Below are 12,290 nucleotides of genomic sequence, written 5' to 3'. Positions count from 1 at the left end.
CTTGGATTCTCGGCGGTAGATTTCAAGTTGTGCCTACCGACCTCTCGCAGTCACCTGTCGGCACAACGGTGCCGATCACCGGGACCGACCGTCGGTTCAACGTGCCGTACGAACTCGATGCCTTCATGCCAGCCCCACTCCCTCGAGAGCTCGACCTGCCTAGCGAGACGTGGATGGCACTGTCTGAAGCCATGGCCGCTCTCGGGCGCCTCGATGCATCAGCGCATCTCATACCCAACCCGCAGCTCGTTACTCACATCGCTACCCGCCGTGAGGCCGTCGGCACCTCGGCGCTAGAGGGCACATTCGCGAACCTTTCAGATCTCTTTGCGGCCGAAGTCGCTTCGGATGACGAAGCGGATCCGCGTGTTCCACCAAACGTTCGCGAGGTGATGAACTACGCGCGCGCTGCGGACGCTGCCTACGAGTGGGTGCCCGAGCGCCCGATCACCAAGGGCCTGCTGGCCAGCCTCCAGGCGGTGATCGTCAGCGGCACGGAGAGTGACGGCCCCGAAGCGGGCGCCGTCCGAGAACGACAGGTGTTCGTCGGTCCTAAGGACCGTCCGATCACCGAAGCCCGCTATATCCCACCGCCGCCCGGAGATCAGCTCACAGCGCTCTTTGACAGCTGGCTTAGCTGGATCAATGACGAATCACTGCGTGACTCGGTGCACCTGCTGGTCCGTATAGCGCTTGCGCATTACCAGTTCGAGGCAATCCATCCGTACACCGACGGCAACGGTCGCCTCGGTCGCCTCGTGGCCATGCTTCAGGTCCTGCTCGACGGCATCCTGAAGTCACCGGTGCTCTCGGTTTCGGACTGGCTGAAGGACCATGACACGGAATACCGGGACCACCTGCTCCAGGTGAGCGTCAGCGGTGAGTGGACTCCATGGGTCGAGTTCTTCGCTGAGGCGATAGCGGTGTCGGCAGAAGATGCGTACCGGCGAGTCATGAACCTGCTTGCGCTGCAAGAAGAGCTGTCGCAGGAGGCTCGGGCGGCGCTCCCACGGGCCCGCCTTGCCATCGACATCGCCGATGATCTCATCGCCTACCCGTTCTTGACAGTCGCTGCTGCACAGGCTCGCTACGAGAAGTCGAATCAGGCCAATCGGAATGCCATCGGTCAGCTATGCACATTGGGCCTTCTCGAGCCATTCAGCGACACCCGCTATGACCGCATGTACTGGAACAAGCGAGTATTCGAAGTCATCGAGCGATAGGCCGCGGTCACGACGGCCGGTGCTCTCGAGCCACCGATCTGCAGGGCTGTAGCTCAGGGGCCTACGCGCCTTCTCTCAGCCCGTACCAGTTGCCGTCCTCGTCGATGAAGATGGCGAACCATGCCCACGGCATCTCTCTCGGCTCCTGCGTGAACTCCACGCCCCGGCCGCTCATTGCCGTGTACGTAGCTTGGATGTCGTCGCACGCGAAGACAATGGACGGTTTCCGTTCCGCCCAGTCCTGCATCATCGCCTTCGGGTAGATGACGAGGTGCGATTCGCCACTCGGCGGACCCACCTCGACCCACCTGGCGTTCGGGCCCATGTCGGCCTCGAAGCGCAGTTCGAATCCAACCCGCTCCGTCCAGAACCGAACGGCAGCCGATTGGTCGTCGACGTACACCGCCTGCGTCGCGATCTTCGTAATCATCGGCGACTTCTCCTGCCGTATCGAATGCCGGCTCGGTATACCACGGGACGGTTCCAACCGAGCCCCGCTGTGCTGTCGGCCGGTACCCTCAAGCCTCTGATCTGCGGGGCTGTAGCTCAGATGGCAAGAGCACCTGCTTTGCAAGCAGGGGGTCACGGGTTCGAGTCCCGTCAGCTCCACCAGCGTGTGGGGAATGCGACCATGCCCAAGGCCAGCTTCGGAACGTTCGGCGAACTGCTGGACGTCACGGAAGAGCCGCTGCGTCCAATCGCCAAGGCGGTGAGACAGGTGGTGCTTGAGGTCGATCCGAACGCCATTGAGGTGGTGCGCCTTGGCGACCGCGCGGCGACTTTTGGAGTGGGGCCGAGGAAGATGATCGACGGCTACGCCTACATCTTGCCGTACCAACGATGGGTCAACCTCGGTTTCTACCAAGGTGTCCATCTGGCAGATCCGGAGGGCTTGCTGGAGGGATCAGGCGCCAGCATGCGCCATGTGAAACTGCGCTCCTTGGATGATGCCAACCGGCCGGCAGTTCGAGATCTCATTCAGGACGCACTGGCGCGCAGGAAAGCGACCCAGCGCTGAACTCCATGTCGGACAGTCCAGGGCCGAAGCTGCTTGCCGGGGGCAATCCGCAGATCCCCAAGGGCGACGGCGACGGCCCGGTGCAGGCCTACATCGAGGCGATGCCGGAATGGAAGGGCGTCATCGCCCGCCAGCTCGATGACCTCGTCGAGAGTGTCGTGCCGGACGTGCGCAAGGCAGTGCGCTGGAACTCGCCCTTCTATGGCGTCAAGGGGCGCGGCTGGTTCGCGAGCTGCCATGCATTCACGCGCTATGTCAAGGTGACGTTCCTGAACGGGGCGTTGCTGCAGCCCCCGCCGCCCGGATCGGGCAAGGACCCAGATTCGCGCTGGGTGGACATCGGCGAGGGCGAATTCGACGAATCGCAGATGTCAGCATGGATCCGCCAATCGGCGGCAGAGGACGGCTGGCACGGCTTCTGAGCGCCGGCGGTTTGGAGTTGTCAACCGGCTCAGGCAGATGTCAGGACCAGACTCAGGCAGCGACGAGCCCCGCAACGGGCCGTGAGGGCTGCCGATCGGTGACGCGCTCGAGGAAGGCGCGGGCGTCACCGGGGCGATCAGCCTTGACGTACGCGGCGAGCAGCGTGTTGGTCATCAGGTCGCGCTGCGCCCGGCTGCCGCCGATGCGGACGACCTGGGGGATCAGGGGTTCGAGAACATCGATGACCGTCGCCCAGTCGTCGTTCTCGAATGCCGCGTATGCCCGGGTGAGGCTTGCCCCTGTGGTCCCGGCGGGAAGCTGTGCGGCCTCGCCCAGCTCCTGCAGCTGGGCGACGCACGCCTGCAACTGCTCGGTGTCGCCGAGCGCCGCGTACATCAGCCCGACGTGGGCGTCCACGAACACCATGGGCTGCGGGAATCGCTCTTCGTAGAACTCGCGCACTCGCTGCCAGACATCGCGGTCGCGGGGCCGACCGGCCAGCTCTGAGCGCCATATGAACGACGACGAGTCGGAGAACACCGTGATCGGCGGGCTGGCTGTAGCACCGGGCAGGCAGTTGTCGCGGAACGCCTGCCAGGCATCGTCATGGCGGCTGACCGCCATGAGCACCAGTGCGTAGTGCCACCAGATGTGGCAGTGCAGCACACTCGCCCGGCTGGATTCGGCGAGCCACCCGTCGAGGAAATCGACCGCTTCGTCATCAGCACCGGCTTCAAAGAGCGCGTGTACCAGCGTGTGGGCGCCGTGGGGAGTCCTCGGCCGCACTTCGAGCGCACCCTCTGCGAGCTGCCGGCCCCGGTCCCACTGGCCTGTCTCGATGAGGGCGAAGGCATGCACGGTGGCGAACCACCAGTCGTCGCCGTAGTGCGTGGCAAGCGGTTCGAGGAATGCGAGCAGTTCGGCTTCCCTGCCGATGCGGCCGCTGAAGCCGATGGCGCCGAAGACGCCGCAGGCGGGCGCGAGGGCGAACGCATCGCGCGGGTACTCGGCGACGTGCTGGCGGATGAGATCCAGGGCATCCCGAGCCTGGCCGGCAACGAGCAGGCGGACGATCTCGACGTGCTGCTGTTCCCTGGGTGTCGCCCCGCGGCTCAGCCAAACGGCAGTCTCCGCAGAGGCCCGAGCTTCGGCGGGCCGCACGTAGAGCTGGTGATGGCGTGCAAGGGCGGCATGGGGGAGGGCGAAATCGGGGTCTGCTGCGATTGCCTCCGACAGGCATTCTTCGACCCCGGCCTCGGCCGACAGCATCCGATCGATGCCCTCGACATAGGAGTCACGCGCGCCGGCGGACGAGGTGCTGAGTTCGAGGCCGTAGCGGTCCTTCATGCGTTCGGTCTCCAGCGTCGCCGACGTCGGGTTTTCCGTGGCCTGCGGGGACGCGTCAGACCACCGCCAGCGACCAGACGAGCGGGAGACCCGATCCGAGCTCGGTCCACCGAGCGTCGTCGGACACCTGCCATACCTCGCCGGTGTCGGTGCCCACAAGCACCCCGCCCACGTTCTCCGGGTCGGGGACGAGGCCATGGAAATTGGCCGGCGACGGCGAGTGGGCCTCGTCGCAGAGCGACCGCCACGACTGGCCGTGGTCGTCAGATCGATACAGGGCCGCATGAGCCCCGCCGTCGTCCTTGTAATGGGAGAAAGCCGTGGGGGCACTGGCGACGGTGACGCTGTACGGGTCGCGCCGGTCGATGCACAGCGGCCGCGAGTAGCGGGGGGTCACACCCTTCCACGCGTAGGTCCATGTTTCGCCGTAGTCGTCGGAGCGGAACACGCCGGCGTTGCCTTCGAGCTCTTCGGCGACGCCGTCGAAGCGGCCGTAGCCGGTGCTGATGAACAGCACGCCCGGCTCAGCAGGGTGGGCGAACATCATGTGGATGTCGGGGTTGTCGCCGGGAAGGTCGACCTTCCAGCTCTGCCCGCCGTCGGTGCTTCGGGCCACGCCGCCGACTTCGACGCCGACCCAGATGCGGTCGGGGTCGTCCTCATCGATGACGAGAGCACGGGCTCGACCCGGCTGGGGAGGCTCGATCGGCACGCACCAGCGTTCGGCTTCGGGAAGGTTGGCAAACGCCTCGATCTCAGACCAGGTCGCGCCTTGGTCGTCGCTGCGGAACAGGGCGGCAGGCTCGGTGCTGGCGTACAGCCGGCCGTCGCTGGCTGCCCGGATCTGCCACACGTCGCGGCCTTCGAGCTGAGGTTCGGACCAGGTGCGACCTCCGTCGTCGCTGGTGAACAGGCCTCCGGCCGATCCAGCGAGCACGCGCCCGTCCAAGTTGACGAGGTCGCGGACGTGCCGGGCTTCGAGCGTCTGTGTGGACCCCGCGCCGTCCACGATGAAGACACCCTTCGTAGTTCCCGCGAGCAGCTGACCGTTCATGGGTTCACCCTAGATCGCACGCGGAAATGGCGGGTTCGGGCCGAATCACTCGCGCACGGGACTGCTGTGCTCAGGCTCTCGAGGATCGGCGAGCGTGATGGTCCAGCCTGGGCCGAGCTCGGTGTCGAATCGGTGCTGGAACATCGAAATGAGCATGGTGGCGGGCAGGACGCACTCAGCGCAGGCTTCGTCGGGAATGTGAAGGCGGAGCGTGATGTGGCGCCCTGCGACCGTCGCCGTGAGGTCGGCACGATCGGCGCGCAAGACAGCGGCCAGTCGCTCGACGACCTCGGCGGGCGTGGACCTGTCCGCTGTCAATCGGGAAGCGTCGTCACCGCGCGCCGACTGCGTGTCGACGTTGGTCAGAGGGCTGTCGTCGGTGGGCTGGGCACCGGCGGCGGTGAGCAGGCGCAGCACTGCGGGGGTCACCGCATCGGCCACCGCCGCCGCTTCGGTCGTAGTCAGGCTGCCGATCGGATGCGGCACGGTGGCGAAGGGGTAGTCAGCGAAGCCCCCGAGTTCGGCGATTGCGGTGCCGGTAGCGGCGAACGGCTCGGTCAGGATGGCCGCGGCAGGCACTCCCAGCGTTTCGAAGTGCACGGCGTCGAGCACACTGCTCGACGAGCAGCTGCCTCAGTCGCCGATCGCGGCGATGATCGCCGTGACGTCCGCTGCCAGCGCTTCCACCGCCTCGGGCGCAGCCGGCAAGTTGGCGGTGGGCTTGAGCATCAGCACGGCATCGCTGGCACCGTGTGCCTCGATGAGGTTCTGAGCGACGCGTTCGAGGATCCCAGGTGCGTGGGTCTTGCCGTTGCTCACGAGCCCGATGACGGCACCTTCCAGCGAGGCGGGACGGGCGGCGACCGCTGCCGCGTCGCTGGAAGGTGTCAGCGTCGGGTCCACCAGGGTGATGGTCATGGCGTGCGTATCTCCTGGGTGATGAGCGGGACGCTGCGGTCGCGGCTCCAGGTGGGGAAGAACGACGAGTGACCGCCGGCGTCGCCGCCGCCCACCATGAGGGCGATGTCGTCGGGACACGTCCCGCGGGGGACCGTGATGTCTTCGTCGCCGGGCTGCACCTCTGGGCTGGATTCCATCCACTGGGTGGGATGGAATCCCGAGACGTTCCCCGCGGCCTCGACCTTGCCGCCCCGCTTGACTTCGGCATAGGTCCGGGTGGCGTGGGTGAACAGGTACTCCTGGACCTGTTTGCGGCTCCAGCCCGCCGCACCCAGCTTGCGGGCGTGCTCAGGTGCGAACACGATGAGCGAGCGGCCGGAGCTCAGCGAACCGAACGCGGACATCGTGTCCGCGAAGGTGCCGAGCAGGCCCTCAGGGTCGGGCGAGGCGTGGTTCAGCACGTTGTGGCCCGACTCGGCGGCCATCACGGTGACCGTGCTCTGGTCCGGCGAATAGCCGAGCGAGACGTGGTACGGCTCCCAGGGGCTGGTGGATTCGTCCTCCCCGAAGCACATCGCGTACTTGCCGGCCCACCCTTGGGTGCTCTTGTCCAGCTTGCCGGGAATGGCAGCCAGGCAATTGCGCAGCACGAGCCGCACCGTGCGGCCGATCGTTGCGTTGGCCCGGAAGCCGGGGCCGAACAGGTTCTCCTTGCAGTGGACGCCGATCTCGTCACGGATCGGCCCGTTGACCGCGATGAGGATGGCGGCGCCGCCGGTGCTGGCCGCCACGGCGTGCAGCTCGAAAGAAGGGGCACCGATGGCAGTGAGTGCGGCGCCCACGACTGGGAAATACTCGGGCAGGCACCCCGCCATGACCGCGTTGGCAGCGGCCTTGCGAGCGGTGACCTCCAGGCCGCGGGCGGGCTCGCGCAGCAGCACAGCATCGCCATCCCACACGCCACCGGCCACCATGGCATCCACCAGCGGCTCGGTGGGCGGCACCACCGGCAGCCCGTCGGTCCAGCCGGCCTCGTAGCACGCCTCAATGGCCTGCCACGGGTTGCTCAGCTCCACGGCACCATCTGCGGTCATCGCTCTCGAGCGCATCCGGTGCGGACGGATGAACGCAGCGACATCTGGACGGCGTCAACCGTGCTTGCGGCGCCGGCGTGGCCGCCGCCGGACCAAGCGTTCGTCGAGGGCGGTCTTGGGGTTGAGGACCACCTCGACCGAGGGCGGCGGTTCCTCGCCGGCGAGCACAGCGACCATCTTGGCGGTGTGCTCAGGTGTGCTGCCACAGCAGCTGCCGATCACGTCGACGCCCGATATATGTGCGCGGTGTGCATGTACGGCCAGCAGTTCGGGGGTGCCGTCGTAGACCAACGCGTCCTTGTGCCAGACCGGCACTCCGGCGTTCGGCTTCGACACGGTGAGCGTGCCGCTGCCGGCGTTGGCAATGGCGATGACCGCCGCCTCGGTGTCGGGCACGTTGTTCCCGCAGTTGGCGCCGATGGCCGCGAGCTGCAGCGCCCCCAGGCGGTCAACCATCTCCCTGCCGGTGACGCCCATCATCGTGCGGCCGGCGGTGTCGAAGCTCATGGTGGCGGCGACCGGCAAGTCGCACACTGAGCGTGCACCACGAACCGCAGCCTCGATCTCGTCGAGAGCGCTCATGGTCTCGATCCACAGCAGATCGACGCCACCCTCCGCCAACCCAGCAGCCTGCTCGGCGAATGCGGCTTCGCACGCACCCGCTTTCATGGTGCCGAGGGGCTCGAGCAGCTCGCCGGTGGGTCCCATGGAGCCGGCGACGAGCACCTCCCGGTCTGACCGCTGCATCTCTGCGTCGGCCTCGAGCCGACCGATGTGCGCGGCGGCCCGGTTCAGCTCGTCCACCCGGTCTTCGAAGCCGTGCAAGCTCTGCCGAAAGCAGTTGCCGCCGAAGCTGTTGGTCACGATCAGGTCCGCACCCGCCTGCAGGTATCCCCGGTGGACGGCCCGAACCTCGTCGGGGTGACTGAGATTCCATTCCTCCGGCGACCACCCCGCCGACAGCCCGGCCGCGAACAGCTGCGTGCCCATGGCGCCGTCGGCCACGACGTAGCCCTTCGACATCACCAGTGCCATCAGTGTCGTTGTCATTGGTCAGTGCATCCTCTCACTGTGCAAGCATTCCGCAAAGCGAATTAGGGAGCGGGCGATGGACGAGGTGACCTACGAGGTTGACGGGCATGTGGCGACGATCACGCTGAACCGGCCGGACAAGCTCAACGCGATGACCGATGAGATGTATCACGCCATCGGCGCAGCGCTCGTCGCATCAGACGCCGACCCAGCCGTGCGCTGCACGATTGTCACCGGAACCGGCAGAGCGTTCACCTCCGGTCACGACCTGGGGGAGTTCGCCGACAGAGAGGCCTGGATGCCGTGGCGTCCCGAACGGTTCGACGTCGGGCTCGAAGTGGCCAAGCCCACGATTGCCGCCGTTCAGGGCTACTGCTTGGCGGGCGGTCTGGAGCTGGCGCTGTTCTGCGATATCCGGGTGTGCGACAGCACGGCGCAGTTCGGCTGCCCGGAGGTGCGCTGGGCCATCCTGCACGGCTACGGAGCGCTGCGGCTGCCGGGCTTGATCGGTTCGTCCGATGCGATGCGTCTCTTGCTCACCGGCTCGTTCATCGACGCCCCAGAGGCGCTGCGCATCGGGCTGGTCAGCGAGATGACCGCCCCGGTTGACCTGCAGGCCACTGCACGGGGTATTGCCGACCAGATCGCAGCGAACGGCCCGGCTGCCATCCGCATGACCAAGGAAATGGCCCTGCGCGGCCGCGAGATGTCGCTGGCCGACGGCCTGCGACTGTACCAAGAATACACCCGGGCTGCGTTCGCTTCCCCCGATGCGAAAGAAGGCCTGCGAGCCTTCGCCGAGCGCCGCGACCCCGACTACGGCGCCTAGCGCACTGGCGCCTTCGTCGCGGACGGCTCCCGCGGCAGGCGCTCAATGGCGTCGGTACGATCCGGGCCCGCTGGGTTGACGGCGATGCAGGGGTGATGTGCGAGGCGTTCGGATACTCGATCTGAGCGACGGCCGCGCTGGCGCATACTGCGCCCGGCTGCTCGCGATGACCGGTGCTGAGGTGGTAGTCGGAGAGCCGCCAGAGGGCTCGCGGCTGCGGCAGTCACGTGTGGTGGACAGCGGCGCCGGCCCGGTTTCTGCGGCGTGGGAGTACCTACGCGCCAACACGGCGAGCGTCGTGGTGGACCCTGGCACCTCACTGGCCGAGCTGGCTCGTGACGTCGATGTCGTGGTGCTGGACATCCATGGCGACCTGACTCGGGCCGAGGCGGAGATTCTGTCGGCCCGCGACATGCTGCCGGAACTGGTGGTCACCGTCATCACGCCGTACGGGTTCACCGGGCCCAAGTCGGCGTGGCGGGCGGGTCCGCTTGAGCACTGGGCGCTGGGCGGGCACATGAGCCTCAACGGCGAGCCTGACCGGCACCCGCTGCCGGGCGGCGGTCCGTGGCTCACGCACCTGGTCGGCGCGACCGCCGCCATCGGCATCCAGGCGGCGCTCGTGCATGCTGCGACCACCGGCCGAGGCGATCTGGTGGAGATTTCAGCGCTGGAAGCGCTCGCCAACGCCCACCAGTGGAGCTTCAGCCTCTACACCCACAACGGCGTCAGCAAGCGGCGGTGGGGGAATCGCTTCGGCGAGCAGCACCATCCGCTGGCGCTTTATGAGTGCATCGACGGCTGGGTCTGCATCGCGGCCGTCTCGGTCCACCAGTGGGAGAGCTTCTGTATCGCGATGGACCAGGTCGAGCTGCTGGCTCGCGACGACTTCTACGTCCCGGCAGTGCGATTCGATCACGCCGATGAGCTGGACGAGATCATCTCCGCTTGGGCTGCCACGAAAACGGTCGCCGAAGCAGTCGCCGTCCTGCAGGCCAACCAGGTTCCGTCCGGACCGGTGGCCAGCCTCGACGACATGCTGGCCAGCCCGCAGCTCGCCGCCCGCGGCTACTGGGCCCACCTCGCCGCCGCTCACGCGCCAGCCGGCGATGCCCGGCAGGACGAACCGGGCGCTGGCGGCGTGCCGACGGCGCGACTTCCCGGGCCGCCGGCACATATCGAAGGTGCGACGCTGCCATTCCGGCGTGCGCCGGCACTCGGGACGGGTCTCGACGGCACCGCGTCGGATGGAAGGAGCTGGCCCGCTGGTGCCAAGCCGCTGGCGGGCGTGCGGGTGATCGAGTTCACGATCGCTTGGGCAGGCCCACTGGTCTGCCGGATGCTCGGCGATCTCGGTGCCGATGTCATCAAGATCGAGCACCCCACTGCGCGAGGCCTCGCCATGCCGCCCGCCGAGATGATCCTGGCCGAGCGAGGCGGCTGGGAATGGGGACAGCTTCCCGGTCCGTTGTCGCGCAACGGGATCTTCCTGAACAACGATCCCGGCGACGACTGGTTCAACCGGCTCGGCCACTGGAACAAGATGAACCGCTCGAAACGCGGCCTGTGCCTGGATCTGAAGGCGCCCGGCGGGCGAGATGTGCTGCGCAAGCTCGTCGCCACGGCCGACATCGTGGTGAACAACTACAGCCCCCGCGGCGTTCGATCGGCTGGCATCACGCGCGCGGAGCTCCGCGAGATGAATCCGGCGATCGTGACGCTCGACATGTCCGGCTTCGGCGCCACCGGACCCGACGCCGAGCGCATCAGCTGGGGTCCGGTGCTCGATGCCGCCTCGGGCCTGGCGTCCGCCACCGGCTACCCGGACTCGGGCCCCTACAAGCAGGGCATCGCATTCCCCGATGTCGTCGGCGGCCTGCACGGCACCGTCATCGCACTGGCTGCCCTGTGGCAGCACTGGCGTACCGCCGAGCCTGTCGGTGTCGATCTGTCACAGCTCGAGACCGCGATCAACGTCGCAGGCGACCAGTTCGTCGAAGCCTCCATGCGCCCACCCGGCGCGCCTCACCCGCCTCGCCGGGGTGCGCGTACTTCGGACGCCGCGCCGGCGGGTGTGTACCGGTGCCGCGGCGACGACGCTTGGCTGACGCTGACGGTCGATGACGACGCGACGTGGAAGTCGTTGACCGCGTTGCTCGGCGACGCTGAGTGCGAGCCTCGTTGGACGACCGCAGCGGCACGCCATGCCGACCACGACGCCATCGACGCCGTGATCGAACGCTGGACAGCGACCCGGGACAAGCACGAGGCCGCTGCCGAACTGCAAGCAGCAGGCATCTCAGCCGCAGCGGTCATGACCATCGCCGACATCGTCCACGACGACCACAGCGTTGCTCGCGGCCTCATGGTCGACCACGCACGCCCCGGCGAGCAGCCGCAGTTCTTCCCCGGCATGCCGTTCCGATTCGACACGACACCAGCCGCTCTCAGCCCGCCCCCAAGACTGGGCCAGCACAACGAAGACATCCTCACCGAACTCGGCTACACCCCCGCCGAGATCACCGACCTCTACAGCCGCAACACCATCGCCACGGCACCACCCGCCTAAGCCATGGTGAGGCCACCGCTGACTGACAGCGTCTGGCCAGTGATGTAACCCGCTTCCTCGCTGCACAGGAACACCACGGCCGCCGCCACCTCGTGCGGCTGCCCAATGCGCTTCATCGGCACTGCCCGCGCCATCGCCCCGATGATCTTGTCGCTCGTGTCGGTGGCCGAGGCGATCTCTTCCAGCAGCGGGGTGTCCGTCGGGCCTGGGCACACCACGTTTGCGGTGATGCCACGGCGTGCCACCTCGCGGGCAATGGTCTTGGTGAACGCGATGACGCCGCCCTTGGCGCCTGCGTAGACAGCTTCGCCCGAGGAGCCCACCCGGCCGGCATCGGAGCCGATGTTCACGATCCGCCCGAAGCCCGCTTCGATCATGGCGGGCAGGCATCCGTGCGTCGTCCGGAGCGGGCCCTTGTAGTTGATCTCGATGACGCGGTCCCAGAAGTCCTCATCGGTTGCAACGAAGGGTGTCAGCACGTCCCAGCCGGCGCAGTTGACGAGGATCTCGACCGGACCGAGCTGGTCGGCAACGGCCAACAAGCCCGCCGACACGGCACCGGCGTCGGCCACGTCCATCTCGACGGCGACCGCCGTACCGCCCCCAGCATTGATCATGGCTGCCGTCTCGGTGGCCTCGGGCACCCGTAGGTCGGCGACGGCGACTCCGCGGCCGGCCCGAGCCAGGCCCAAGCAGATCTCTCGACCGATGCCCCGGCCGCCGCCGGTTACCAGGGCCACCCGGTCTGCGTTGCCGTTGTCGGTCATCTCGTCTCCTGCCGTCGAGGGCTCCGGTGCGGGT

At 67.4% G+C, this 12,290-nt stretch carries 12 protein-coding genes and 1 tRNA gene; 6 read left to right on the top strand and 7 right to left on the bottom strand.

The genetic code is table 11. The features are described 5' to 3' along the window. Window positions 1-29: 29 nt before the first annotated feature. On the top strand, window positions 30-1,223 hold the full coding sequence (locus ACOGXE_RS08500; RefSeq protein ID WP_419930513.1) for a Fic family protein: 1,194 nt from the start codon (window positions 30-32) through the stop codon (window positions 1,221-1,223). A 61-nt stretch (window positions 1,224-1,284) separates the two neighbouring features. Here ACOGXE_RS08500 and ACOGXE_RS08495 read toward each other — a convergent pair whose 3' ends face one another. Beyond that, window positions 1,285-1,653 (bottom strand): VOC family protein, encoded by a 369-nt coding sequence (locus ACOGXE_RS08495; RefSeq protein ID WP_419930512.1) that lies wholly within the window; start codon window positions 1,651-1,653, stop codon window positions 1,285-1,287. A 105-nt stretch (window positions 1,654-1,758) separates the two neighbouring features. Between ACOGXE_RS08495 and ACOGXE_RS08490 the strand changes: the two genes are divergently transcribed. The 3 genes from ACOGXE_RS08490 (at window position 1,759) to ACOGXE_RS08480 (ending at window position 2,663) form a co-directional block, all read left to right on the top strand. Beyond that, window positions 1,759-1,835 (top strand) — tRNA-Ala (locus ACOGXE_RS08490). Window positions 1,836-1,854: 19 nt separating this feature from the next. Next, complete coding sequence (locus tag ACOGXE_RS08485) at window positions 1,855-2,241, top strand: DUF1801 domain-containing protein (protein WP_419930511.1); 387 nt, start codon at window positions 1,855-1,857, stop codon at window positions 2,239-2,241. 5 nt (window positions 2,242-2,246) lie between these two features. Beyond that, complete coding sequence (locus ACOGXE_RS08480; protein WP_419930510.1) at window positions 2,247-2,663, top strand: DUF1801 domain-containing protein; 417 nt, start codon at window positions 2,247-2,249, stop codon at window positions 2,661-2,663. A 52-nt stretch (window positions 2,664-2,715) separates the two neighbouring features. Here the strand turns inward: ACOGXE_RS08480 and ACOGXE_RS08475 are convergent, their stop codons facing one another. The 5 genes from ACOGXE_RS08475 to bmt are packed head-to-tail and all read right to left on the bottom strand — an operon-like array spanning window position 2,716 to window position 8,109. After that, window positions 2,716-4,011: a tetratricopeptide repeat protein gene (locus ACOGXE_RS08475; protein ID WP_419930509.1), complete on the bottom strand. Its 1,296-nt coding sequence runs from the start codon at window positions 4,009-4,011 to the stop codon at window positions 2,716-2,718. A gap of 55 nt (window positions 4,012-4,066) precedes the next feature. Beyond that, window positions 4,067-5,065, bottom strand: coding sequence for a WD40/YVTN/BNR-like repeat-containing protein (locus tag ACOGXE_RS08470; protein ID WP_419930508.1), 999 nt, complete (start codon window positions 5,063-5,065; stop codon window positions 4,067-4,069). 45 nt (window positions 5,066-5,110) lie between these two features. Then, complete coding sequence (locus ACOGXE_RS08465) at window positions 5,111-5,983, bottom strand: UGSC family (seleno)protein (protein WP_419930507.1); 873 nt, start codon at window positions 5,981-5,983, stop codon at window positions 5,111-5,113. Continuing rightward, entirely contained in the window at window positions 5,980-7,059 is a 1,080-nt protein-coding gene (locus ACOGXE_RS08460; protein ID WP_419930506.1) for a hypothetical protein, read from the bottom strand. Before ACOGXE_RS08460 ends, ACOGXE_RS08465 begins: the two co-directional genes overlap by 4 nt. A 54-nt stretch (window positions 7,060-7,113) precedes the next feature. Beyond that, window positions 7,114-8,109 (bottom strand): betaine--homocysteine S-methyltransferase, encoded by a 996-nt coding sequence (bmt, locus tag ACOGXE_RS08455; protein ID WP_419930505.1) that lies wholly within the window; start codon window positions 8,107-8,109, stop codon window positions 7,114-7,116. Between the two features lie 58 nt (window positions 8,110-8,167). Here bmt and ACOGXE_RS08450 point away from each other — a divergent pair, with 58 nt between their 5' ends. Continuing rightward, window positions 8,168-8,920 (top strand): enoyl-CoA hydratase/isomerase family protein, encoded by a 753-nt coding sequence (locus ACOGXE_RS08450; RefSeq protein ID WP_419930504.1) that lies wholly within the window; start codon window positions 8,168-8,170, stop codon window positions 8,918-8,920. A gap of 97 nt (window positions 8,921-9,017) precedes the next feature. Next, window positions 9,018-11,489, top strand: a complete 2,472-nt coding sequence (locus ACOGXE_RS08445; RefSeq protein WP_419930503.1) for a CaiB/BaiF CoA transferase family protein — start codon at window positions 9,018-9,020, stop codon at window positions 11,487-11,489. Here the strand turns inward: ACOGXE_RS08445 and ACOGXE_RS08440 are convergent. Further along, window positions 11,486-12,256 (bottom strand): SDR family NAD(P)-dependent oxidoreductase, encoded by a 771-nt coding sequence (locus ACOGXE_RS08440; protein ID WP_419930502.1) that lies wholly within the window; start codon window positions 12,254-12,256, stop codon window positions 11,486-11,488. The genes ACOGXE_RS08445 and ACOGXE_RS08440 overlap by 4 nt on opposite strands. Between the last annotated feature and the right edge of the window lie 34 nt (window positions 12,257-12,290).

This window comes from Candidatus Poriferisodalis sp. (assembly GCF_965208555.1).
In the GTDB taxonomy this organism is placed as follows: Bacteria; Actinomycetota; Acidimicrobiia; order Acidimicrobiales; family Poriferisodalaceae; genus Poriferisodalis.
The sequence above is the reverse complement of the archived record's forward strand: the minus strand, read 5'-3'. Positions and strand labels throughout refer to the sequence as shown.

What these genes read in the sequence shown, in the direction of transcription:
- ACOGXE_RS08495 (WP_419930512.1), bottom strand. Translation starts at nt 1,653, where the DNA reads ATGATTACGAAGATCGCGACGCAGGCGGTGTACGTCGACGACCAATCG.
- ACOGXE_RS08485 (WP_419930511.1), top strand. Translation starts at nt 1,855, where the DNA reads ATGCCCAAGGCCAGCTTCGGAACGTTCGGCGAACTGCTGGACGTCACG.
- ACOGXE_RS08480 (WP_419930510.1), top strand. Translation starts at nt 2,247, where the DNA reads ATGTCGGACAGTCCAGGGCCGAAGCTGCTTGCCGGGGGCAATCCGCAG.
- ACOGXE_RS08475 (WP_419930509.1), bottom strand. Translation starts at nt 4,011, where the DNA reads ATGAAGGACCGCTACGGCCTCGAACTCAGCACCTCGTCCGCCGGCGCG.
- ACOGXE_RS08470 (WP_419930508.1), bottom strand. Translation starts at nt 5,065, where the DNA reads ATGAACGGTCAGCTGCTCGCGGGAACTACGAAGGGTGTCTTCATCGTG.
- ACOGXE_RS08460 (WP_419930506.1), bottom strand. Translation starts at nt 7,059, where the DNA reads ATGACCGCAGATGGTGCCGTGGAGCTGAGCAACCCGTGGCAGGCCATT.
- bmt (WP_419930505.1), bottom strand. Translation starts at nt 8,109, where the DNA reads ATGACAACGACACTGATGGCACTGGTGATGTCGAAGGGCTACGTCGTG.
- ACOGXE_RS08450 (WP_419930504.1), top strand. Translation starts at nt 8,168, where the DNA reads ATGGACGAGGTGACCTACGAGGTTGACGGGCATGTGGCGACGATCACG.
- ACOGXE_RS08440 (WP_419930502.1), bottom strand. Translation starts at nt 12,256, where the DNA reads ATGACCGACAACGGCAACGCAGACCGGGTGGCCCTGGTAACCGGCGGC.